The 21,887-nt window shown below is 58.0% G+C and carries 20 protein-coding genes; 10 read left to right on the top strand and 10 right to left on the bottom strand.

What is annotated here, in order from left to right:
- The first annotated feature begins 5 nt into the window (after positions 1 to 5).
- The 5 genes from EC836_RS14570 (at position 6) to EC836_RS14550 (ending at position 3,734) form a co-directional block, all read left to right on the top strand.
- Entirely contained in the window at positions 6 to 782 is a 777-nt protein-coding gene (locus EC836_RS14570) for a TIM barrel protein (protein ID WP_123334327.1), read from the top strand.
- 110 nt (positions 783 to 892) lie between these two features.
- Positions 893 to 1,816: a substrate-binding domain-containing protein gene (locus EC836_RS14565; RefSeq protein WP_123334324.1), complete on the top strand. Its 924-nt coding sequence runs from the start codon at positions 893 to 895 to the stop codon at positions 1,814 to 1,816.
- 198 nt (positions 1,817 to 2,014) lie between these two features.
- Complete coding sequence (locus EC836_RS14560) at positions 2,015 to 2,911, top strand: alpha/beta hydrolase (RefSeq protein WP_123334322.1); 897 nt, start codon at positions 2,015 to 2,017, stop codon at positions 2,909 to 2,911.
- 194 nt (positions 2,912 to 3,105) lie between these two features.
- Positions 3,106 to 3,423, top strand: a complete 318-nt coding sequence (locus EC836_RS14555; protein ID WP_199735179.1) for a CopG family ribbon-helix-helix protein — start codon at positions 3,106 to 3,108, stop codon at positions 3,421 to 3,423.
- On the top strand, positions 3,423 to 3,734 hold the full coding sequence (locus EC836_RS14550; protein WP_123334320.1) for a type II toxin-antitoxin system RelE/ParE family toxin: 312 nt from the start codon (positions 3,423 to 3,425) through the stop codon (positions 3,732 to 3,734). The genes EC836_RS14555 and EC836_RS14550 overlap by 1 nt, the downstream gene beginning before the upstream one ends.
- A 110-nt stretch (positions 3,735 to 3,844) precedes the next feature.
- Here EC836_RS14550 and EC836_RS14545 read toward each other — a convergent pair whose 3' ends face one another.
- Positions 3,845 to 4,663 (bottom strand): alpha/beta fold hydrolase, encoded by an 819-nt coding sequence (locus tag EC836_RS14545; RefSeq protein ID WP_123334318.1) that lies wholly within the window; start codon positions 4,661 to 4,663, stop codon positions 3,845 to 3,847.
- A gap of 301 nt (positions 4,664 to 4,964) precedes the next feature.
- On the opposite strand from EC836_RS14545, the gene EC836_RS14540 reads away from it, so the two are divergent.
- From EC836_RS14540 to EC836_RS14530, 3 genes are read left to right on the top strand one after another with little or no spacing between them, the layout of a single operon-like run.
- Positions 4,965 to 5,606, top strand: coding sequence for a hydrolase (locus tag EC836_RS14540; protein WP_105593567.1), 642 nt, complete (start codon positions 4,965 to 4,967; stop codon positions 5,604 to 5,606).
- A gap of 54 nt (positions 5,607 to 5,660) precedes the next feature.
- Entirely contained in the window at positions 5,661 to 6,077 is a 417-nt protein-coding gene (locus tag EC836_RS14535; RefSeq protein WP_123334316.1) for a DoxX family protein, read from the top strand.
- Positions 6,074 to 7,654 carry an MFS transporter gene (locus EC836_RS14530; protein ID WP_123334314.1) on the top strand — a complete coding sequence of 527 codons (1,581 nt, stop codon included), beginning with the start codon at positions 6,074 to 6,076 and terminating at the stop codon, positions 7,652 to 7,654. The genes EC836_RS14535 and EC836_RS14530 overlap by 4 nt, the downstream gene beginning before the upstream one ends.
- Here EC836_RS14530 and EC836_RS14525 read toward each other — a convergent pair.
- Positions 7,648 to 8,685 carry a LacI family DNA-binding transcriptional regulator gene (locus tag EC836_RS14525; RefSeq protein WP_123334312.1) on the bottom strand — a complete coding sequence of 346 codons (1,038 nt, stop codon included), beginning with the start codon at positions 8,683 to 8,685 and terminating at the stop codon, positions 7,648 to 7,650. The two genes, EC836_RS14530 and EC836_RS14525, sit on opposite strands and share 7 nt — an antisense overlap.
- A 447-nt stretch (positions 8,686 to 9,132) precedes the next feature.
- Between EC836_RS14525 and EC836_RS14520 the strand changes: the two genes are divergently transcribed.
- Positions 9,133 to 11,505 carry a membrane-bound PQQ-dependent dehydrogenase, glucose/quinate/shikimate family gene (locus EC836_RS14520; protein ID WP_123334310.1) on the top strand — a complete coding sequence of 791 codons (2,373 nt, stop codon included), beginning with the start codon at positions 9,133 to 9,135 and terminating at the stop codon, positions 11,503 to 11,505.
- A 113-nt stretch (positions 11,506 to 11,618) separates the two neighbouring features.
- Here EC836_RS14520 and EC836_RS14515 read toward each other — a convergent pair whose 3' ends face one another.
- Genes EC836_RS14515 through EC836_RS14505 form a run of 3 tightly spaced genes read right to left on the bottom strand, consistent with a single transcriptional unit; the run spans position 11,619 to position 14,751 of the window.
- The gene (locus EC836_RS14515) at positions 11,619 to 13,487 is read right to left on the bottom strand and encodes an amidohydrolase (RefSeq protein ID WP_123334308.1); all 1,869 of its coding nucleotides are present in this window, start codon (positions 13,485 to 13,487) and stop codon (positions 11,619 to 11,621) included.
- Positions 13,480 to 14,064: an antibiotic biosynthesis monooxygenase gene (locus tag EC836_RS14510; protein ID WP_123334305.1), complete on the bottom strand. Its 585-nt coding sequence runs from the start codon at positions 14,062 to 14,064 to the stop codon at positions 13,480 to 13,482. Before EC836_RS14510 ends, EC836_RS14515 begins: the two co-directional genes overlap by 8 nt.
- 45 nt (positions 14,065 to 14,109) lie before the next feature.
- Positions 14,110 to 14,751 (bottom strand): hydrolase, encoded by a 642-nt coding sequence (locus EC836_RS14505; protein WP_123334303.1) that lies wholly within the window; start codon positions 14,749 to 14,751, stop codon positions 14,110 to 14,112.
- 130 nt (positions 14,752 to 14,881) lie between these two features.
- Here EC836_RS14505 and EC836_RS14500 point away from each other — a divergent pair, with 130 nt between their 5' ends.
- A complete protein-coding gene (locus EC836_RS14500; protein ID WP_123334301.1) occupies positions 14,882 to 15,790 on the top strand; it encodes a LysR family transcriptional regulator in 909 nt (302 codons plus the stop codon).
- 119 nt (positions 15,791 to 15,909) lie between these two features.
- Here the strand turns inward: EC836_RS14500 and EC836_RS14495 are convergent, their stop codons facing one another.
- Genes EC836_RS14495 through EC836_RS14475 form a run of 5 tightly spaced genes read right to left on the bottom strand, consistent with a single transcriptional unit; the run spans position 15,910 to position 21,840 of the window.
- Positions 15,910 to 17,397 (bottom strand): FGGY-family carbohydrate kinase, encoded by a 1,488-nt coding sequence (locus EC836_RS14495; protein ID WP_123334299.1) that lies wholly within the window; start codon positions 17,395 to 17,397, stop codon positions 15,910 to 15,912.
- Entirely contained in the window at positions 17,394 to 18,287 is an 894-nt protein-coding gene (locus tag EC836_RS14490; RefSeq protein WP_123334297.1) for an L-ribulose-5-phosphate 3-epimerase, read from the bottom strand. Before EC836_RS14490 ends, EC836_RS14495 begins: the two co-directional genes overlap by 4 nt.
- Positions 18,287 to 19,333: an ABC transporter permease gene (locus EC836_RS14485; RefSeq protein WP_123334295.1), complete on the bottom strand. Its 1,047-nt coding sequence runs from the start codon at positions 19,331 to 19,333 to the stop codon at positions 18,287 to 18,289. Before EC836_RS14485 ends, EC836_RS14490 begins: the two co-directional genes overlap by 1 nt.
- 13 nt (positions 19,334 to 19,346) lie before the next feature.
- Positions 19,347 to 20,333, bottom strand: a complete 987-nt coding sequence (locus EC836_RS14480; RefSeq protein WP_123334293.1) for an ABC transporter permease — start codon at positions 20,331 to 20,333, stop codon at positions 19,347 to 19,349.
- A complete protein-coding gene (locus EC836_RS14475; RefSeq protein ID WP_123334291.1) occupies positions 20,326 to 21,840 on the bottom strand; it encodes a sugar ABC transporter ATP-binding protein in 1,515 nt (504 codons plus the stop codon). The genes EC836_RS14480 and EC836_RS14475 overlap by 8 nt, the downstream gene beginning before the upstream one ends.
- Positions 21,841 to 21,887: the final 47 nt, after the last annotated feature.

Here is a 21,887-nt window from a genome sequence, read left to right as displayed (position 1 = left end):
CCACCATGTCCGATTACAGCCTGTCCGTCAGTGCCGAAATGGTTTTCCTCGATCTGCCATTTATTGAACGCGTGCAGCGCATTCACCAGTTGGGCTTCGGCGTGGAGATCTGGCACTGGGAAAACAAAGATATCGCTGCATTGGCGGCGACCGGTGCGCGCTTCACCTCAATGACCGGTTATCTGACCGGCAACCTGACCGACGATGCGGAAATTGAAAACCTGCTGAGCAGCGCCGAAGAGTCGCTGGCGGTGGCCGCGCGGCTGAACTGCCCGTCGCTGAACCTGCACGGCACCGGGCTGGATAACAAGGGCCTGCCGGTGAAGCCGGTGGATATCGTCACCGGCGAGATGTGGGTGAAAGCGGTGAGAACGCTGGAGAAGCTGGCGGCGCTGGGCGAGAAAGCCGGCCGGGTGTTCACTCTGGAAAACCTCAATACCGCTGTCGATCATCCGCGTACGCCGTTCGCCAAAGCGGCGGATACCCTGGCGCTGGTAGAAGCGGTTAACAGCCCGTATCTGAAGATGAATCTGGACCTCTACCACGCGCAGATCGGCGAGGGCAACCTGATTGAGCTGGTGCAGCGCAGCGGCGGTGCTATTGGTGAAATTCAGGTGGCGGACGTGCCGGGCCGCTGTGAGCCGGGCACCGGAGAGATCAACTATCGCGCGGTGGCGAAGGCGCTGCGTGCCATGAATTACCGGGGGGTAATTGCGCTGGAAGGCTGGGCGTCAGGGGACAGTGAAACCGCCCTGGCAAGCTTTAAAGCGCACTTTGAGTAATGCAGTACCGATGCGGCCAGCCCTGGCCGCAATTTTTTAAGCAATCAGTCGTTCATCAGTAGTTTGCAGTTAAAAAATAATAACTTACCTACACCTACAGGAATCACGCTATGAACACGAAAAAAATCGCACTGCTCGTTTGCGCTATGGCGCTGGCACCGGCATCCCAGGCGAAAGACCTGCGCATTGGCGTTGCGCTGGCCAACTTCGATCTTAACTTTGTTTCTATTCTGCGCACCCAGATGGCGAATGAGATGAAGAAGGAGAATATTCAGGGACAGTTTGAAGATGCCAAGGGCGATGTGGCGGTGCAGGTTCAGCAGGTTGAGAACTTCATTAATCAGGGCGTTGACGCGATTATTCTCAACCCGGTGGATACTCAGGGCGTGAAAAGAATGATGGATGCGGCCACCAAAGCCAATATCCCGCTGATCTTCGTGAACCGTAAGCCGGAAGTTGAGCTGACCGGCAAGATGGCCTACGTCGGCTCCGACTCGATGCTGGGCGGCCAGATGGAGATGGAAGCGCTGGCGAAAAAGATGAATTACAAAGGCAACGTCGCCATTCTGATGGGCGCGCTGTCGGCGGAGGAAGCGCGCCAGCGTACCAAAGCCACGGAAGAAGTGATCGCTAAGTATAAAGATATGAAAGTGATCGAGAAGCAGTCTGCCCAGTGGATGCGTAACGAAGCGGTGGATGTGACCTCCGGCTGGCTACTCTCCGGCGAAAAAATCGATGCGATTGCCGCTAACAACGATGAAATGGCCATCGGTGCAATTATGGCGCTCGGCCAGAGCGGTAAAAAAGATATCCTGGTCGCCGGTATCGACGGCACCCCGGATGCCCTGCAGTTTATTAAAAACGGCAAGCTGGCATTAACCGTGTTCCAGGATGCGGCGGGCCAGGGCGTGGGCGCTGTCACCATGGCGAAGCAGGTGATCGACGGTAAAAATACCGACAAATTTATGTGGATCCCGTATCAGGTGATCACCAAAGAAAACTACGAAGCATTCACCAAAAAGAACGTGAAGTAATCTTCCCGCCGGGTCCTGAATCAGCAGGACCCGCTATTGCGTTTTCCCGTCTGAGTAATCCCACATTTAGTGATGAAAAAAGTGTGACCCCTGTAGCATTTTGCCACGGTTGTGAATACTATTTCGCCACTGAGAACCGCCGTCCTGGCGCTCAACGATACCTTCCCTGTTTCCTGCTGAGAATGTTGGATATGTACGATGATTAGTCGCCGCCGCCTGCTGCTCGGCTCCGGCGCGTTTGTCCTTGCTATGAGCACCGATAACCTGTTCGCCCGTCAGGACTTTTTCCCACTGTGGCCGGAAGAACCGCCGGGCGGCGGCGGGCCGAAAGGGGCGCTGCGCATTTCGCCTAACGGCTCGTGGTCGAATATCGTCAGCCCCGGCATTCAGCGTTTTCAGCCGGAAGAACCGAACGGTAAAGCCGTACTGATTGCCGCCGGTGGCGGATATCGCTGGATAGGTATGGGGCGCGAAGGCTGGCCGGTAGCGCGATGGCTGGCCTCGAAGGGTTACACCGCCTACGTACTCAGCTATCGTCTGCCCGGCGAACACTGGCAGGACGGTAACCTGGTGGCGCTGCAGGATGCCCAGCGGGCGATCCGCCTGGTGCGTTCAATGGAGCGTAGCGTACATCTGCTCGGGTTTTCCGCCGGGGGGCACCTGTTCGGCATGGCCGCCGCCCGACCCGACTATAACGCCTATCAGCCGCAGGATGCGCTGGACCAGCTGTCGCTGAAGGTTGAGAGCGTGGGGCTGATTTATCCGGTGATCACCCTCGAACCCCCTTACACCCATACCAATACCCATCTGTCGCTGGTCGGTAACCATCCTTCTCCCGCCGAAGAGGCCAGCTGGTCGGTGCAGAACTACGTGACTCGCGCCTATCCGCCGCTGTTTATGGCGCAGGCGGAAGACGACACCACCTCCAACCCGGAAAACAGCGTGATCATGCACGATACCTGCCGCCGGATGGGCGTTTCGGTCCAGATGATCCGCATTTCCAAGGGCGGCCACGGTTTTGGGCTGGGTAAAGTGGGCACGCCGGCCGCAATTTGGGATGAAGCCTACGCGGTGTGGCTGGCGGCACGCGGGTGATTTTTTGCTTTTCCGTAGCCGTTGGATTTTAGGCTGCGAATTTGCGAGCGGCCTCGGTTAATCGGTCAAAATACCAGCGCTAACGGACAAGCTGTGGCATAAATAGCGGTGTCTATTCACATGGAGTCGCGCAGATTTTTCAGGCGTGTGGCACAGAACCCGACTGCTGGCGGGTGAGATCAGGATGATTTAGTATGATTAGAATTGAAGCACATTATGAGAGCTCCATTATGGGACAGACAAAAACACGTGCGGTTAGCGCCTGTGTTACCCTGGAAATGGCAGAGAAACTCGATCGGATAGCGGCGGACTACAGTTGCTCACAGGAAATGCTGATAAAGCAGGCCCTACAGGATTTAATTGACCAGGAAGAGCAGCGTCATCAGATGACGCTGGAAGCACTGGCCGCTGTGGATGAAGGCCGCGTTGTTGCCCATGATGATGTGATGCAATGGGCGACAAGTTTAGGCACAGAGAAGCCCTTATCGGTACCCAAATCCGGTAAACGGTAATGGCGTTGCTTTGGACGCAGCCGGCGATTGACGACCTCGACCGTATTTATCGCTTTCTGGAACAGGTTAATCCTCTGGCCGCTGCTGGCGCGGTACAATCGCTGGTAACGGCTGCAAATAATCTTACTGTCTATCCGCGCAGTGGAGCCGCTTTAAAGGCGTATCATCCGCGAGACGTTCGGCGACTCATCCTCGGGCATTATGAAATGCGCTATGAGTTTCAAGAAGAGACGGTCTCCATTCTTCGCATATGGCATACCCGGGAGCATCGTTTGATCAATGGCACTGAACCTGACAAACAAGAGCTTTGATTATCGGCTAACCATTTTGTGCAGCGATCGATGCTACCTGCGTGCCGAAAAAAATGAGCAATAAAAAAGGGGGCGATTGCAATAATCGCCCCCTTTAATGAGAAGTAAAATTAGCGCTGCAGGAAGGCCAGCAGATCCTGATTCAGCTGGTCCTGATGCGTTACCGCGAAGCCGTGTGGCGCATTGTCGTAGACCTTCAGCGTTGATCCTTTGATCATCTCCGCCGCCTGTTTGCCGGTGGTTTCAAACGGCACGATCTGGTCGTTGCTGCCGTGGATAACCAGTGTCGGCACGTCAATTTTCGCCATATCACCGCGGAAATCGGTTTCCGAGAAGGCGGTCACACAGTCAATGGTGCCTTTCAGCGAGGCCAGCAGGGCGATATTCAGCGTCTGGGTCAGTACGCCTTCAGAGACGGTCTGGCCTGCGTTGGTGCCGAAGAACGGCGTGTTAAAGTCGCTGATAAACTGAGCGCGGTCTTTACGCAGGCCGTCACGGATACCGGCGAACACCGACTGCTCAACCCCTTGCGGGTAGTCTTCAGTCTGGCCGAAGATTGGCGTTACGGCCCCCAGCAGAACCAGCGCGTTGATGCGCTCGCTGCCGTAGCGGCCAATGTAGCGGGACACATCACCGCCGCCCATAGAGAAGCCCACCAGGGTCACGTCGTTCAGGTCAAGGTGCTGGATCAGGTCGTGAATGTCGGAAGCGAACGTATCGTAGTTGTATCCTTCCCACGGCTGCTCCGAACGGCCAAAACCACGGCGGTCAAAGGCAATTACGCGGTAGCCGCGCTCGGCGAGGAAATTCATCTGGCTGTCCCACATGTCGGCATCCAGCGGCCAGCCGTGGCTGAACAGTACCGGCTTACCTGTACCCCAGTCTTTGTAATAGATTTGCGTGCCGTCCTGCGTGTTGAATGTGCTCATGGTTATTTCCTCGAATCGTTAATTAGGTTAATTACGTCTTGTTGGAATGAATCTTAGATGCCCTGCCGAATGATAGATACCGGATAGATTTTGATAACTTGTTAGAAAATTCTTATCAACTTATCTGACTGATATAGATGGATAAACTCTTCTATATAATGGCTAAAAACCTGTCAAAAAAATCTTAACGAGTTGCTAAATTCTTTCCGCTATCTGCTTTTCATCTCCTGCCGTAATCTTATTTCCAGCAGCACAACATCACTCACAAAATTGAAAAACGAAATATTAAGAGGAATTGAAAATGTCTAAATTCGACCTGCTGGACCCACAGAACTCTACCCTGATTTTCATCGACCACCAGCCGCAGATGTCCTTCGGCGTTGCCAATATCGATCGCCAGCAGCTTAAAAATAACACCGTTGCTTTAGCCAAAGCGGGCAAGATTTTTAACGTGCCGACTATTTATACCTCTGTTGAAACCGAAAGCTTCAGCGGCTACATCTGGCCGGAGCTGCTGGCGGTTCACCCGGAGTCCACCCCGATTGAGCGTACCTCAATGAACTCCTGGGAAGATGAAGCCTTTGTGAAAGCCGTAAAAGCCACCGGCCGCAAAAAACTGATTATCTCCGCCCTGTGGACCGAAGTGTGTCTGACCTTCCCGGCGCTGATGGCGCTGAAAGAAGGCTTCGAAGTTTACGTGGTGACCGACACTTCCGGCGGCACCAGCGTCGATGCCCACGAGCGCTCGATTGACCGCATGGTGCAGGCCGGTGCGGTACCGGTGACCTGGCAGCAGGTGCTGCTGGAGTACCAGCGCGACTGGTCACGCAAAGAGACCTACGACGCGGTGATGGACCTGGTGCGCGAGCACAGCGGTGCCTACGGCATGGGCGTGGATTACGCCTACACCCTGGTTCACAAAGCCCCGGCCCGTAAGGCCTGATCCATTAACCCGGTGCCGGAACTGGCCTGAAGGCGGTTCCGGCAGGAGAGAATCATGCGTAATGCCCTTATTCCTGCTTTAACGTCTCGCGTGCCGTTCCCGGCCGTTCGCTGGCTGGCGCTGTTAGCCCTCTGTTCCGCCTATATTCAGGGCGGCCTGGTCAAGCTACTGGATTTCCCCGGAGCGATAGCCGAGATGCAGCATTTTGGTCTGTCGCCTGCGGCTCCGATGGCCGCTGCGGTGATTGTGCTGGAACTGGGCGCATCACTGATGATCCTTAGCGGCCGCCTGCGCTGGCTGGGCGCGTTGGCCCTGGCGCTGTTTACCTTCTCAGCCACCTTTATGGCTAACGCCTTCTGGCAGGTGCCGGTGGCGGATCGCGGCATGGTGATGAACGGATTTTTTGAACACCTCGGACTGGCGGGTGCGCTGGTGTATGTCGCCTGCAATGATTTGAGGAACAGCAAATGACCACCCCAACGCAATCAGGGGCCTTCGCTCCGCTGAAACAGGGTCTGTTTGCCGCTATCTGGGCGGCGACCATACTCGGCAACACCGGGAGCTTTATGCGCGACGTCGCCAGCTCCTGGCTGGTGACCGGACTCTCTTCCAACCCGGCCGCCGTCGCGCTGATGCAGACCGCCGCAACCTTACCGATTTTCCTGCTGGCGATCCCTGCGGGGGTGCTGTCGGATATTCTTGACCGCCGCCGCCTGCTGATTTTCGTGCAGCTGCTGCTGGCCAGCGTCAGTGGAACGCTGCTGATTTTGTCGCATAACAATATGCTGACCGTAGAGTATCTGGTGGCGTTAACCTTTATCGGCGGGATTGGTGCCGCGCTGATGGGGCCAGCCTGGCAGGCGATTGTGCCGGAGCTGGTGCCGCGCCCGCAGCTGAAAAACGCCGTCGCGCTCAACTCGCTGGGAATTAATATTGCCCGTGCGGTGGGGCCGGCTGCCGGTGGTCTGCTGCTGGCGGCACTGGGTGCCTGGGCGGCCTACGGCGCTGATGTAATGAGCTATGTGTTTGTTATCGCCGCGCTGATCTGGTGGAAACGCCCACATAAAGCGCAAAATGAACTGTCCGAGCATTTCCTCGGCGCATTCCGGGCGGGGATTCGTTATGTGAAGGCCAGCCGCGAACTGCACCGCGTGCTGCTGCGTGCGGCCATCTACTTCTTCTTTGCCAGCGCAATCTGGGCGATGCTGCCGCTGGTGGCGCGTAACCTGCTGCAGGGCAGCGCCGGATTCTACGGCATTATGCTGGGCGCGGTAGGAACCGGCGCCATCGTCGGTGCGCTGATTATGCCTGCGCTGCGTCAGCGGATGAACGTTGACGGACTGATGCTGTTCTCTGCTGTGCTCTCTGCGGTGGTGATGGTGGTGATTGCCCTGCTGCCGATAAAAGCGCTGGCGCTGCCGCTGATGATCCTGCTGGGCGTGAGCTGGATCACCGCGCTGACCTCGCTGAACGGTGTGGCGCAGGCGGTTCTGCCGGACTGGGTGCGTGGCCGTGGACTGGCGGTCTACCTGATGATTTTCAACGGTGCGATGGCGGCGGGCAGCCTGGTCTGGGGCCTGGTCGGCCAGCAGATTGGCCTGGTGCCGACGCTGGTTATTGCTGCACTGCTGCTGCTGGTTTCCGCGCTGCTGTGTCTGCGTCTGAAACTGCCGGCCGGTGAAGCGGATCTTCAGCCTTCCGGCCACTGGGATGCACCGGAGCTAAGCGGTGACGTGACCACGGATCGCGGTCCGGTGATGATTCAGATTGAGTATCAGGTGGCGGTGGAAGATCGCCCGGCGTTCCTGGCAGAGATTAAGAAGCTGTCGCTGACGCGCCGCCGTGACGGAGCCTATGCCTGGGGAATTGCGGAACACAGCCACGATAGCGGCACGCTGATGGAGTGGTTCCTGGTGGAGTCCTGGCACGAGCACCTGCGCCAGCACCAGCGGGTATCGAATGCCGATGCCGATTTACAGAGCAGCGTGACCCGCTTCCATCAGGGAGAGGACAAACCGAAGGTGCATCACTTTATTTCTCTTCACTGATGGGGGTCGGCTGCAGGGTTTAGATGGGACTGGCGGATACGCAGTTCGCCGTACCGCCACGGACCTTGCTCGTCAGCCTGGGCACCTAACAGACGGTTCAGCGCTTCGGCAATTTGCAGGTCGGAGCGCTGCGCCCAGGTGGTCAGATTCCAGGTGGTGGTTCGCGCCTCTTCCACGTCATCAAAGCCGACGATGCCGATGTGCAGGTCGGCATCATAATCACGAATCGCCTGTATTGCCCCGAAAGCCAGCACGTCGTTCTCGCAAAACAGCGCATCAATCCGCGATTCAGCGGGCGTGACCCGTAAATAGTCACTCATGGCGCGATACGCAATTTCGCGATCGTAGTGGTTACATTTCAGCAGGATATCCAGCTTTTTCCCCGTCGCCTGTAACACCGATTCATAGCCTTCCATGCGCAGTAAATGAGTGGTCACCGTGTTGCGGCCTTCCATATAGCCAAAGCGCTGATAGCCCTGATCCAGCAGTAGCTGACCCATCTCCTTCCCGGCGGCGAAGCCGTCAATATTGACCACTTCGACATCCGCCGTGTCGGTGTTGCGGCAGACGTGAACCGAGGGCACCTGATGTATGCTTTCCGCCGTCAGGATCAGTTCGTCGCTGAGGATGGTGGCGAGAAACAGCAGCCCATCAACCTGCAGCTGCCCGGCCATTTCCAGCACCGAACGATAGTTCTCCTGCGAGTCTGTGTTCAAAAGCAGCATCATATAGCCGCGCTCATTCAACTGGTGGCTGACTTCGCTAAGCATTTTAAGGGTGTGCGGGTTGTTAAACTCATCGGTGACCACGCCGATAATGTTGGTTTTGCGCTGTTTCAGCCCTCTGGCCAGCAGGTTAGGGCGAAATCCCAGCCGGTTAGCGGCTTCCAGTACCTGTTCCCGCACTTTCGGTGAGATTGAAGCGCCGTTTTTGAAGGCGCGCAGGACCGTCCATTTTGATACACCAACCAGTTCGGCAACGTCACTGGCGGTGGCTTTCTGCTGCTGCTTCTCTCTCACTCTGTTTTTCATCGTTTTTATCTTCGTGGCCTCAGATCGCGAGCCACAGAATAAACAAAACCTCACCGGGGAGACAGCACGCGCTGGCGATAGTGTTAGCTACGTCGTTTCTTCACCGTATAAATTGAGAACAATTATCGTTGCTACCGTTGGCAAAGTTTTGCCAACGGTAGCAAACTCCGGTAACATTTGATCTCAGTCACAAACAACAAACATTACTGCATCATATTTTTAAATAAATTAACCAGACAGACTCAAATCCACAGCAAATGTAATGGGTTAGGGATGAGTGTTGCCTGCGTTCAGAGAATATGCCGCAGAAGGGGTGCAGAGGGGGGACGAAATCCGGGAATTACGTATTTAAAATCAAATAATTAGAATTAACACTACATTGTGCTGGGCAAAAGTCGTTTTCCCTATCTTCCTGAATGACTTTTTCTTAATGGAAAATATCTGATCATGAATAACAGTAAAAAAATTGTGGTTACACTCATCGGGATTGCGCTTCTGCTGCTGGGCTTAGGCCTGGCGGCGGGCGGCGCGTACCTGATCTCTCTGGGCGGTTCCTGGTTCTATCTGCCTGCCGGTCTGGCAATGGCCGCCAGCGGTCTGGGTCTGATCCGCCAGAAAGGCTGGGCGCTGTATGTTGCCTGGGCACTGCTGATCGTCAGCCTGATCTGGGCATTTAGCGAAGTCGGTACCGACTTCTGGCAGCTGGTGCCGCGTACGGTTACTTTCCTGGTGGTTGCGCTGCTGGTGACGCTGAGTGCGCCAACCCTGCGTAAAGCCGATCTGGGCCGCGTGATTTCCTGCAAGCTGGCCGCCGGCGTTTCTGCGGTGCTGGCGCTCGGTATCATCGCTATCTTTGCCGGTATGTTCCGTCCGCATCCTGAAGTGGAAGCCACCGCAGACAACGTGCCGGTGCTGGATGAGAAAGCGGCGGATGACAGCGGCAATGACTGGACCGCCTACGGCCGTAATACCGGCGGGCAGCGTTTCGCGCAGTTCGACCAGATCAACACCGCTAACGTGAAAGATCTGAAAGTGGCGTGGACCTATCACACCGGCGATCTGGCGATTAACGGTTCTGAGTACCAGACCACTCCACTGAAAGTCGGCAACACCATGTACGTGTGTACGCCGCTGAACAAGGTGATTGCGCTGGATCCGGTGACGGGCAAAGAGAAGTGGCGCTTCGATCCGAAAATCGAAGAAACCGCCGGTAATAAAACCTGGAAACGCTGCCGTGGCGTGGCGTATACCGAGCTGAGCGAGGCGCCGCAGGACGGCAGCCAACCGGCGATTGCTGGCAACAAGCGTATTATCAGCACCACGAACGATGGCCGCATCTTCTCGCTGGATGCCGAAACCGGCAAGCTGGATGAGAGCTTCGGTGACAAAGGCTTTGTTAACCTGCTGAACGGCCTGGGCCCGACCGCGCACGGCTCTTACTACCTGACTTCTGCGCCGTTGGCTGCCGATGGCGTGGTGATGGTGGGCGGTAAGCTGAACGACAACCTGACCACCGGTGAGGCGTCCGGCGTGGTTCGCGGCTATGATTCACGCAGCGGTAAACTGCTGTGGGCATGGGATGCGTCGCGCGGTGCAAAAGACAGCACGCCGCTGCCGGAAGGCGAAATCTACCCGATCGAAACCCCGAACTTCTGGGGCACGGCGGCCTACGATGCGAAGCTGGGCATTGCCTACTTCCCTACCGGCAACCAGACTCCAGACTTCTGGACCGGCAACCGCCATCCTTACTCTGACGAGTACAACGACTCCGTAGTGGCCGTTGAGCTGAAAACCGGTAAAGAAGTGTGGCACTTCCGCACCGCGAATCAGGATCAGTTCGACTACGACGTTTCTTCCCAGCCGATTCTGTACGATATGCCGGGCAAAGACGGTACCGTTACGCCGGTGCTGATCCAGCTGACCAAACGTGGCCAGGTATTTGTGCTGGACCGCCGTACCGGTAAGCCGGTAGTGGAAGTGGAACAGCGCAAAGTGTCTACCGACGCAATGCCGGGCATGAAAGTGGCCGAAACCCAGCCGTACTCGGCAATTTCCGTGGGTACCAAGGCGCTGAAAGAGTCCGATATGTGGGGCGCATCAATCTTCGACCAGCTCTACTGCCGCGTGCAGTTCAAAGAGATGCGTTGGGAAGGCGAGTTCACTCCGCTGTCTGATAAAAAACGTACGCTGATCTACCCGGGCTACTACGGTGGCTTTAACTGGGGCGGCGGCGCGATTGACGTCTCTACCGGTACGCTGATCGTTAACGATATCCGTATGGCGCAGTGGGGCCAGTTTATCAAGCGTGAAGATGCCGATGCCCGTGGCCTGCAGGCAACCACCGAAGGGGAATACTCCGAGCAGCTGGGCACCCCGTGGGGCGTTGAGCGCGGCATGTTTATCTCTCCGCTGGGCGTGCCGTGCTTCAAGCCGCCGTTCGGTTCGATGACCGCTATCGATCTGGCGACCGGTAAAACCCGCTGGCAGGTGCCGATGGGCACCATCAAAGATGCGCCAATCCACGGCGTCGCGCCGGGTCTGGACATCCCTCTGGGTATGCCAACCATGGGCGGCCCGCTGGTGACTAAAGGCGGCCTGACCTTCTTCCACGGTTCTCTGGACTACTACGTGCGCGCACTGGATAACAACACCGGTAAAGAGCTGTGGCGTGGTCGTCTGCCGGTAGGTGGACAGGGCGCACCGATGACCTACATCGGTGAAGACGGCAAGCAGTACATTGTGGTGGTTGCGGGCGGCGCAACCCGTACCGGAACCAACGACAACCGTGGCGATGACGTGATCGCTTACGCGCTGCCGTAACTTTCCGTTAAACGATCGAGCCGGGCTAAGCTGACGCTTAGCCCGGCTTTTTTTATAACTGAGGGATTACAGCGAAGGGGCGTGCAGCAGCTGGAGGCGGCCAGATGACGCTATCAGAACGCAAAGCAGGAGCAGCCCAGCGCGCCCCAGAAGGCATTGTCATCCGATACCGGCACCGTTGAGCGGCGCGCCACGTCGTGCGAGTGGCTGTGCACACCGCAGGGGCCGCTGCACTGGTGCGGCTGTGAGGCGAAAGCGGCACGGCCGTTAGCCTGCGGTGGCGCGCTGCGGTAGTGGCCGGGTACGGTGACCACGGGTGACCACTCCGGCAGCACCGGCACCGGCGGCGGCGACAGCGGGGTGAAGCCGCCAGCGGCGTAAACGATTTCGCCATCGACCACGGTCAGCACCGATTCAATACCTTTAATCGCCTCTTCCGTGACGCTGAAGTAGTCCTGCGACAGAATCGCGAGGTCCGCCAGCTGGCCTACTTTAATCTGGCCCTTTTTACCCTGCTCGCTGGAGAACCAGGAGCTGCCCTGGGTCCACAGCATCAGCGCGGTTTCACGATCCAGACGGGCACTGTCGTCGTACATCGCCATGCCGCCCACGGTGCGGCCGGAAACCAGCCAGTAAAGCGCGGTCCACGGGTTGTAGCTGGCCACGCGGGTGGCGTCGGTACCCAGACCTACCGGCACGCCGGCGTTGAGCATTTTGGCGACCGGCGGCGTGTGCTTCACGGCTTCTTTACCGTAGCGATCGGCGAAGTATTCCCCCTGGAAGGCCATGCGGTGCTGCACCGCGATACCGCCACCGAGCGCCTTAACGCGATCGATATTGGCTTCGGTAATGGTTTCCGCATGGTCAAAGAACCAGTGCAGGCCGTTGAACGGAATATCGCGGTTCACTTTCTCGAACACGTCCAGCATCCGGCTGATGGATTCGTTGTAAGTGGCGTGCAGGCGGAACGGCCAGCGGTGCTCAACCAGGTGGCGTACCACGCGCTCCAGCTCATCTTCCATGCCCGGCGCCAGATCCGGGCGCGGTTCCAGGAAATCCTCGAAGTCGGCGGCGGAGAACACCAGCATTTCACCGGCACCATTGTGGCGATAGAAGTCGGTTCCCTGGCCCGGTTTCAGCATATCGGTCCACTTCTCGAAATCTTCCAGCTCGTGGCCGGGGCGCTGGGTAAACAGGTTGTAGGCGATGCGCACCGTCAGCTGCTTTTTCGCGTGCAGCTCCGAGATCACTTCGTAATCGTCCGGGTAGTTCTGGAAACCGCCGCCCGCATCAATGGCGCTGGTCAGGCCCAGGCGGTTCAGCTCGCGCATGAACTGGCGGGTGGAGTTCACCTGCTGGTCCAGCGGCAGCTTCGGCCCTTTTGCCAGGGTTGAATACAGCAGCATCGCATTCGGGCGGGCAATCAGCATGCCGGTCGGATTGCCGTTGCTGTCGCGCTGGATCTCGCCGCCAGGCGGGTTCGGCGTATCGCGGGTGTAGCCCACCACGCGCAGTGCGGCGCGATTCAGCAGGGCACGGTCGTACAGGTGCAGGATAAATACCGGGGTGTCCGGCGCGGCTTCATTGATCTCATCCAGCGTTGGCATGCGGCGCTCAGCAAACTGGAATTCGTTCCAGCCGCCGACAACGCGCACCCACTGCGGGTTCGGAGTGCGCAGTGCCTGCTCTTTCAGCATTCGCAGCGCGTCGGCCAGCGAAGGCACCCCTTCCCAGCGCAGTTCGAGGTTGTAGTTCAGGCCGCCGCGGATCAGGTGCAGGTGCGAGTCGTTCAGGCCCGGAATACCGGTGTGGCCCTTCAGATCGACGACTTTGGTGTCGTTACCGGCGAACTGCATCACTTCCGCTTCGCTACCCACGGCAAGAAACTTGCCGTCTTTGATGGCCACGGCGGTCGCCAGCGGTTTTTCGCGATCGACGGTGTGGAAGTTGCCGTTGGTCAGGATCAATGAAGCACTATTCATTATTACTCTCCAGGTTCGACTTCCCACGCGGGGCGAGCCAGTTAGCGAATAGACGTGTTACCACCGGCATCCACAGAAACACCACCAGGGCGACAACGGATGCGTCGTTAAGTAAATGTCCCCACGGCGTGCCTTTAGCCGCGGGCAGAACCGCCCCCCAGAACCACGGCACCAGATTGGTGGAGGGATAGATAACCCCGAGGGTGATCAGAAACTGCTTCCACTTTTTCGGTGCCTTACGCTCCGGGGTGGGCGGGGTAAACCAGAATGCCGCGCCCGGCCGCAGTTCAATATGCTCCGGGCCGCACAGCATGGCCGGCAGTTCGGCGATCAGCGCATGGCGCTGGGTTGAGTTAATCCAGCGATAAAGATTATCCAGCGTGTCGAACCTGATCAGAACCGTGTAGGTCTGTTCGCCGTGAACCGGCCTTAAAATATTAACGCCGAGGTGGCCGTCGAATAATGCCGCCTGCGGCATCACTTTTTCCAGCCACTGTTCATACACCGGCTGCTTACCCGGCAGCAGACGGTGGGTGATGACCAGGGTAACGTGCTCAGGCTGATGTGGATAATCCATGTTACTCTCCTAAACGCCCCCGGATGCGATCCGGGGGCCGGGGGATCAGGCTTTACGGGCCGGGGCTTTGTGGACCATGGTGTAGGCGTAATCTACGCCCATGCCGTAGGCACCGCTGTGCTCGCGCACCAGGTCCATCACCGCGTCGTAGGTCTCTTTGCGTGACCAGTCGCGCTGGTACTCCAGCAGCACCTGCTGCCAGGTCACCGGTACTGCACCGGCCTGCACCATGCGGTCGATGGAGCGCTCGTGGGCATCGACGCTTGTGCCGCCGGAAGTGTCGGTCACCACGTAAACTTCGAAGCCCTCTTTCAGCGCCATCAGCGCCGGGAAGGTCAGACACACTTCAGTCCACAGGGCGGAGATAATCAGCTTTTTACGGCCGGTGGCTTTTACGGCTTTCACAAAGGCTTCATCTTCCCAGGAGTTCATCGAGGTACGTTCAATCGGCGTAGACTCCGGGTGAACCGCCAGCAGTTCTGGCCAGATGTAGCCGCTGAAGCTTTCGGTTTCGACCGAGGTATAAATAGTCGGCACGTTAAAAATTTTGCCTGCTTTGGCTAAAGCAACGGTGTTATTTTTAAGCTGCTGGCGATCGATGTTGGCGACGCCGAAAGACATTTGTGGCTGGTGGTCGATGAAAATCAGGGTGGAGTTCTGTGGGTCCAGCAGGTCAAATTTAGACATTTTTAAATCCTCGTTAAGTTGTTGGTTTGCAGTTCGTCTTGCGTGTTTACACAATACGAGAGGCGCGCTTTGGTTGATAACGGAAAGAATTTAGGTTGTTGTTAAACAATTTTTGGGTTTGGGGAACACCATGCGATTAAACCTTGAAGCGCTGCTGATTCTGGATGCGCTGGACCGGCACGGCACCTTTGCCGCAGCGGCGGCCAGGCTGTTTAAAACGGCCTCCGCGCTGAGCTATACCGTGCAGAAAATGGAAAGTGACCTGAATATCACGCTGCTGGATCGCTCCGGCCATCGCGCGACATTCACGCCAACCGGCAGGCTGATGCTGGAGAAAGGACGCGTCTTATTACGGGCAGTGGGCGAGCTTGAGCAGCAGGCGCAGTACGTGGAAAGCGGCTGGGAGAGCAAGCTCACCATCAGTCTGGATGCCTCTGTGCCGTTTTCACTGCTCTCCGGGCTGATCGACGAGTTTTACCAGCAGCACCAGCACACGCGGCTGATGTTCCGCCACGATGTGCTGGCCGGATGCTGGGAAGCGCTGAGCTACGGCGATGCCGATATTGTGTTTGGTGCCGTGCAGCAGCCCGCGCGCCACGCGGGCGTTGAGTGTGTGCCTATCGGCTGGCTGGAATATGTCTTTGCCATTGCGCCGGAGCATCCGCTGGCCGCGCTGCCCGCGCCGCTGCTGCGCGATCAGATCCGCCAGTACCGTGCCGTAGTCGTGCGCGACAGTTCGCGACATGCGGAGGGGATGGACCTGAGGATCCTCGACGATCAGCCGATCCTCAGCGTGCATAGCTTCAGCGATAAGGTGCAGGCGCAGGTGGCGGGGCTCGGCTGCGGCTATCTGCCGCGCTATCTGGCCGCACCGCATCTGGAAAGCGGTGCGCTGGTGGAGCGCCAGCTTGATAGCGAAACCCGCCGCGACCAGGCGTTCCTGGCATGGAAGTCCAGCGCCACCGGCAACGCGGCGATGTGGTGGCGCGAGCGGCTACAGAACTTCAACGGTATTCACGAAGTGTACGTTCCGGCCTGACGGGGCGGTTTGCGCGGCGGCGTCTGCCATTCCCCCTCTTCCTGCCGGGGGGATGGCAGTTCTCCCACTGGTTTTCATCGAGAAACCGATCGCTGGTGGGCTGTCAGGCGACTGCGCGATCAGACGATATCCTTCACCTCACTTAACGCCCCGGCAATCCGCTTAAAGCGTTCAAAGCGTTTTCTCAGCATCGCGTGTTTGGCCGGGTTCGGCTCCAGGCGAAGGGTGGGCGGCTGGCAGTGCTGCATCGCCGTCTGGAAATCGCTGTATTCGCCCGCGCCGACCGCCGCGCAGATCGCCGCCGCGCGGCAGCCGGACTGTTTCACGTCTACAATTTCCAGCGGCAGGTTGCTGGCGTCACAGAACATCTGCATCCAGATATCCGAATGCGTGGGGCCGCCGGTAAAGCGGATGATGGCGCTGCCCGCGGCCAGATCCTGCACGCGATCCTGATGCAGCAGATGGGAGAAAACGATGCCCTGATAGATGGCATAGATCATATCTTCCCGGCCGTGGTGGCCGCTCAGCCCCAGGAAACCGCCGTGCAGGCTGTCGTGGAAGTTGGAGCCGTACAGCCATGGATAAAACAGAATATCGCTGTCCTTTTCATAGCCCTCCTTCGCCCACTGATTAAACTGCCGGTAGCTGTCCGGCAGATCCGGGAAGAACTGCTTCACAAACCAGGCGAGGTTGCTGGCGGAAGTCGGGCTGCCTTCGTGGACGAAGAAAGTGCCGGGAATGCAGTATTTGCCCCACACGTAAGGGTAATCCGATGGCTCAATGCGGTCGAAAACGCGGGTGGCGATGCTCCAGGTGCCCGCCACGGCGCTCAGGCAGGAACTGTCGTGCACGCCCGACGCCAGCGCTGCGCCGACGACGTCAAACAGCCCGCCAAAGACCGGCGTTCCGGCTTTCAGTCCGCACTGCGCGGCGGCCTGCTCGGTAACGTATCCGGCGCAGTCGGCGGAACCGATTACCGGCGGGGCCTTCTCCGCCATCTCAGCAATACCGAAGATGTTAAACAGCGCAGGGTCGAACGCTCCTTCTTGCTGGTTAAACAGGTTACTGCCGGAGATGTTGGTCTCTTCGCAGGCAAACTCGCCGGTCAGGCAGTAGCGAATGTAGTCGTGGACCATCAGAATATAGCCCGCGCGCTGATAGTTCTCTGGCTCATGCTCTTTCAGCCAGCCGAGCAGCGCCGCCGGATGTGACGGCCACAGCTGTTGCAGGCTGCGCCCGTAAGCTTCGGCATCGCGGCCTTCACTTTTCCAGCGGCTGACCAGCGGCTGCGCGCGTGAGTCGGAGGAAACGATGCCGTTACGCACCGGCTGGCCCTGCTTATCCACCAGATAAAGCCCTTTACCGTGGGCGGAGAAGCTCACGCCGCGAATGGCTTCCGCCGCGATGCCGCTTTCCGCCAGCGCCTGGCGAATCACCCGGCCAGTGGCGGACCACAGCTCGGCCATATCGCGCTCGCAGAAGCCCATCTGTTCGCTGAGCAGCGGAACCGCCAGCTCAACGACTTTGACCTCCTGGCCGTCGGCGGTATAAATCCCCGCTTTGGTCACCGTCCCGCCTAAATCAACGCCCATATAGTAGTGGCTCATACTGCCTCCGGGCTGAGCAGCGCGCCACGGGTTTCACCCCAGCCTGCTGCGGCCATTTTGTCTTCAATCCACTGACGGGCGCGAATGATTTCCAGCAGCGGCTCGTCCGCTTTCTCCGTCCACATCTCAATCAGGAAGGTGCCGCGATAGTTCAGGCGGCGCAGGGTTTTAAAGAACTGCACAAAATCAACGCAGCCCTCGCCGAACGGCACATCGCGGAACTGGCCCGGTGAATCCGGCGTGACCGGCAGCGTATCTTTCAGGTGGATAGCCGCAATCCGATCGATGCCGCCGGTCAGCTCGCTGTCCACCTCGTTGCCCCAGGCCGTCAGATTGCCGATATCCGGATAAACCGTGAACCACGGCGAGTTAATTTTCTGATTTAGCGCCTGCCACTTGCTGATGGAGTTCATAAACGGCGTATCCATAATTTCCACCGCGCACATCACCTGCGCTCCGGCGGCCAGCTCAACGGCCCAGGCCACGGACTCCTCGAAGCGGGCGATGGTGTCGTCGTCCTGCGGTTCGTAATAGACGTCGTAACCGGCCAGCTGGATGGTGCGGATGCCCAGATCCTGCGCCAGACGCACGGCTTTCTCCATAATGGCATACGCCTGCCGGCGGGTTTCTGCATCGCGGCTGCCAAACGGGAAGCGGCGGTGCGCCGACAGGCACAGGGTGGGAATGCGCACGCCGGTCTGCTGGATCGCCCGGATAATCTCCATGCGTTCCGCCTGCGTCCAGTCCAGTCGCGCGAGGCGTTCATCGCTTTCATCCACCGACATCTCGACGAAATCAAACCCGCAGGATTTCGCCACGGCCAGCTTTTCCACCCAGCTGGTCCCTTTCGGCAGCGCTTTTTCGTAAATCCCTAATGGATGCCTACGCATTATCTTTCCCCACGTGTTGCCAGCAGCTGCTGGTGTTTTTTCCTGTTCAGCTTCATCGCCCGCTGCGCCTGCCATTTGTTTTTAAAGAATTTGAACGCCAGGGCGAAAATCAGCGTGATGCCCCACACCGCCAGGTTGAAGTGCAGGCTGACACCCGCCAGGCTCAGCCCGGTGGCGATCACCTGCAGCACCAGCAGCGCGCAGAAGACGTGGACAACTTTGCCCACGCCGCCGAACGGGTCGGTTCCGCCCAGCACAATCGCCAGCACCGTCAGCAGCAGATACGAATCGCCGTAGCCCATGCGCGCCGAGTTGAAGCGGGCCATCATGATCAGCCCCGCCAGCACGCACAGCAGGCTGGAAATAGCGTAAATCGCCATCATGATGCGGTCGGTGCGGATGCCGCTGAACCAGGTGGCGTTGATGTTGCTGCCGCACATATAGATATTTTTGCCAAGGCGCGTTCTGCCCAGCAGCAGGGCGAGAAAGACGGTGGCGACAAGAAAGATAATCAGCGGAACCGGGATCCCCCCGATCACCTCCGATCCCATGCTGCGCACGATCGGCGGCATGCCGCTCAGCGCCGCGCCTTTGGTCAGATACACCCCAACGCCGCTGATAATCGTCATGCTGCCGAGCGTCACCAGAATCGGGTGCGCGCCGATGCGGGAAATCATCAGCCCGGTCAGTACGCCGATCAGCACCGCAATCACCGCCGCGCCCAGCAGCGCCAGCAGCAGCCACATCAGCTGCACGCCGATACTGGCATCAACCGGCACGTAGTGGATCAGCAGCCAGGCCATAAACAGGCTGGTGAGGTTGGCCGTGCCGATAATCGACAGATTCAGGCCGCCGCTCAGCATCGGTACAAACATCGCAAAGGTCAGCAGGCCCAGCTCCGGCAGCTGAAACGCAATGCTCAGAAAGGTATTTTCGGTCAGAAAGCGGCCCGGCATCGCCAGTGAAAAGGCTACCGTGGCAATCAGGCAGATACCGAGCAGCCCGGTGCTGGTCCCGTCCAGGGGTAAAAACGATTTATTTTTCATTCAACAGTCTCCGTCAGACGAAGCCGACATCGGTTTCTTTGCGCTTCTTGTAGTGGGTGACGCAGATAGCCGCGACAATAACGACGCCAATCACGATGTTGACGAAATAGCTGGAAACGCCAATCAGGTTCAGGCCGTTTTTCAAAATGCCGATCAGGAATACGCCCATCAGGGTGCCGATCACTGAACCCCTGCCGCCGGAGAGGCTGGCTCCGCCCAACACCGCTGCCGCCAGCACGTCCAGCTCGCCGCCGACCAGCGCATTAGGCACCACTTCGCTCATACGATAGGCCTGCAGCATGCCGCCAATCGCCGCCGCCGCACCCAGGTAGCCATAGGCAAACAGATAGATAACGGAGACGCGGATACCGATGCGACGTGCGGATTCATTGCTGCCGCCGACGGCGTAGAGCTGCCGACCGATATGGGTTTTATTCAGCAGCAGCCAGGTCAGCAGTGCCATGCCGAGCATGACCACCACCGGCAGGCCCACCTGGTAGCTTTCCCCACCGAATTCGAAGGGCAGGATGGTGCGCTGGTTAACCCACCAGTCGGGCAGGTCGTAGATACTGTGGCCGTTGGTGATCCACATCAGCATGCCGAACAGCAGCGACTGCATGCTGATGGTGATAATGATCGAGACAATATTGAGGTAGTAGATAAGAACGGCGTTGATCAGGCCGAAGACGATGCCGCAGGCAATCGCCAGCACGATGCACAGCAGCGGGCTGGCGATGACATCGTTCAGCAGCAGCGAGGCAATGACATACTGGGCGACGGACGCCACGGCGGCGAAGGAAATATCAATGCCGCCGGTCACCAGCACCACAAACAGGCCCAGCGCAAAAATGCCGGTCACGGCATAACTTTCGGTTAAGTCCAGCAGGTTCTGAATCGACAAAAACTCACTGCTTAACGTCGAAAACAGCACCAGCATTAAGACGATAACCCAGCCCAGCCAGCCTTCGACCGAACGTGGCAATTTAAAAATGTTAGCCATTGATGGCCTCCGCGAGTTGATGTTCGCTCAGCGTTGAAGGAATTAACTCGTTGACGATCTTTCCCTGCTGCATATGCAGCACGCGATCGCAGTTGTAATAGGCTTCCGGGGCTTCATCGGTGATCAGAAGCACGGAAATACCGACGCCGGAGAGGCGGTGGATCAGCTTGTAAATACTGTCTTTCGCGCCGATATCCACGCCGACGGTGGGGGCATCGAGAATTAATACTTTTGGCCGGGTGAGGATCCACTTGGCCAGCACCACCTTCTGCTGATTGCCGCCGGAAAGGGTCGAAAGCGGGTTATCCGGGTTGGTCACCTTGATATCCAGGTCCTTAATCCATTCCTGCACCAGCGCGTCTTTGCGCTGCTCGTCAATCAGGTGCCACGGCGTTTTGATCTCATCGAGAATGGAAATCACCATATTATCGGCCACCGACTGCGGCAGAATGGCCCCCAGCGTCAGCCGGTCTTCCGAGACATAGGCAATACCCATTTCCCGCGCCTGGGTGTTGTCTTTGAGCCGCACCTTTTTACCGTCGAGCAGGATCTCGCCACGGTCAGGGTGGGTGATACCAAACAGGCTCAGCGCCAGCTCGGTGCGGCCGGACCCCAGCAGGCCGCACAGGCCAAGCACCTCTCCCCGGTGCAGCCGCAGGGATATATCGTCATACTGGCCTTTCCGGCTGAGGTTATTCAGCTCCAGCACCACCTTGCCGAGTTCGGCGTTCGGCAGCTTCTGCTGGTGCTCAATGACCAGTCCGGTCATCAGCTCGGTAATTTTTTCGGTGGAGAGGGCGGCCGCGTCCCAGGTGCCGATCTTCTCGCCGTCGCGAATGACGGTAATGCGGTCGGAAATCTCTTTCACTTCATCCAGACGGTGGCTGACGAAGACTACGGTGATATTTTTATCCCGCAGGTAGTTCACCGTGCGCAGCAGCTGGTTCACTTCCGTGCGCGTCAGCGAGGCGGTGGGCTCATCCATAATCACCAGCCGGGCGTCGGCAACCAGCGCGCGGCAGATGGCAATCTGCTGGCGCTGCGCAATCGGCAGATGCTGCACCAGCGCGTCCGGATCGATATTGAACGCCAGCTCGCTGAGGATCTGCTGCGCTTTTTCCCGGAGTTTTTTTTGCTTAAACCAGCCGAAATAGCCCTTCAGGTTATATTCGAAGGCGATGTTTTCGGCGACGGTCAGGTTTGGAAACAGCGACAGGTCCTGATAAATGACCTGAATGCCTAAAGCCCTCGCGCGGTCCGGCGTCAGGCGGGAATGGGTTTTGTCATCAATGATGATTTCGCTACCGGCATCGGGTGCGTAGACGCCGCTGATGGTTTTAATCAGCGTGCTTTTACCGCAGCCATTGGCCCCGGCCAGGCAGTGGACTTCGCCTTTATTTAAGGTCAGCGTGATGTTTTTTAATGCCTGATGGCCGCCAAAGCTTTTTGATAGCGCGTTCAGCGTAATCAGCGGGGCGGCATTATCGGCATGGTTATTATTCAGCATGGTTCTTGCCCTGGTGTCAGACGTGAATAAAGCCGGAGCGCAACGGC

The sequence above is a fragment of the Erwinia sp. JUb26 genome (assembly GCF_003751505.1).
Classification (GTDB): Bacteria; Pseudomonadota; Gammaproteobacteria; order Enterobacterales; family Enterobacteriaceae; genus Erwinia.
The sequence above is the reverse complement of the archived record's forward strand: the minus strand, read 5'-3'. Positions and strand labels throughout refer to the sequence as shown.

Excerpts from the sequence above, each read along its gene's own strand:
- EC836_RS14490 (WP_123334297.1), bottom strand. The coding sequence starts at position 18,287 with ATGCGTAGGCATCCATTAGGGATTTACGAAAAAGCGCTGCCGAAAGGG.
- EC836_RS14510 (WP_123334305.1), bottom strand. The coding sequence starts at position 14,064 with ATGGATTATCCACATCAGCCTGAGCACGTTACCCTGGTCATCACCCAC.
- EC836_RS14485 (WP_123334295.1), bottom strand. The coding sequence starts at position 19,333 with ATGAAAAATAAATCGTTTTTACCCCTGGACGGGACCAGCACCGGGCTG.
- EC836_RS14570 (WP_123334327.1), top strand. The coding sequence starts at position 6 with ATGTCCGATTACAGCCTGTCCGTCAGTGCCGAAATGGTTTTCCTCGAT.
- EC836_RS14550 (WP_123334320.1), top strand. The coding sequence starts at position 3,423 with ATGGCGTTGCTTTGGACGCAGCCGGCGATTGACGACCTCGACCGTATT.
- EC836_RS14565 (WP_123334324.1), top strand. The coding sequence starts at position 893 with ATGAACACGAAAAAAATCGCACTGCTCGTTTGCGCTATGGCGCTGGCA.
- EC836_RS14520 (WP_123334310.1), top strand. The coding sequence starts at position 9,133 with ATGAATAACAGTAAAAAAATTGTGGTTACACTCATCGGGATTGCGCTT.
- EC836_RS14525 (WP_123334312.1), bottom strand. The coding sequence starts at position 8,685 with ATGAAAAACAGAGTGAGAGAGAAGCAGCAGCAGAAAGCCACCGCCAGT.
- EC836_RS14560 (WP_123334322.1), top strand. The coding sequence starts at position 2,015 with ATGATTAGTCGCCGCCGCCTGCTGCTCGGCTCCGGCGCGTTTGTCCTT.
- EC836_RS14515 (WP_123334308.1), bottom strand. The coding sequence starts at position 13,487 with ATGAATAGTGCTTCATTGATCCTGACCAACGGCAACTTCCACACCGTC.
- EC836_RS14505 (WP_123334303.1), bottom strand. The coding sequence starts at position 14,751 with ATGTCTAAATTTGACCTGCTGGACCCACAGAACTCCACCCTGATTTTC.
- EC836_RS14540 (WP_105593567.1), top strand. The coding sequence starts at position 4,965 with ATGTCTAAATTCGACCTGCTGGACCCACAGAACTCTACCCTGATTTTC.
- EC836_RS14535 (WP_123334316.1), top strand. The coding sequence starts at position 5,661 with ATGCGTAATGCCCTTATTCCTGCTTTAACGTCTCGCGTGCCGTTCCCG.
- EC836_RS14530 (WP_123334314.1), top strand. The coding sequence starts at position 6,074 with ATGACCACCCCAACGCAATCAGGGGCCTTCGCTCCGCTGAAACAGGGT.
- EC836_RS14545 (WP_123334318.1), bottom strand. The coding sequence starts at position 4,663 with ATGAGCACATTCAACACGCAGGACGGCACGCAAATCTATTACAAAGAC.
- EC836_RS14500 (WP_123334301.1), top strand. The coding sequence starts at position 14,882 with ATGCGATTAAACCTTGAAGCGCTGCTGATTCTGGATGCGCTGGACCGG.
- EC836_RS14475 (WP_123334291.1), bottom strand. The coding sequence starts at position 21,840 with ATGCTGAATAATAACCATGCCGATAATGCCGCCCCGCTGATTACGCTG.
- EC836_RS14555 (WP_199735179.1), top strand. The coding sequence starts at position 3,106 with ATGATTAGAATTGAAGCACATTATGAGAGCTCCATTATGGGACAGACA.
- EC836_RS14480 (WP_123334293.1), bottom strand. The coding sequence starts at position 20,333 with ATGGCTAACATTTTTAAATTGCCACGTTCGGTCGAAGGCTGGCTGGGC.
- EC836_RS14495 (WP_123334299.1), bottom strand. The coding sequence starts at position 17,397 with ATGAGCCACTACTATATGGGCGTTGATTTAGGCGGGACGGTGACCAAA.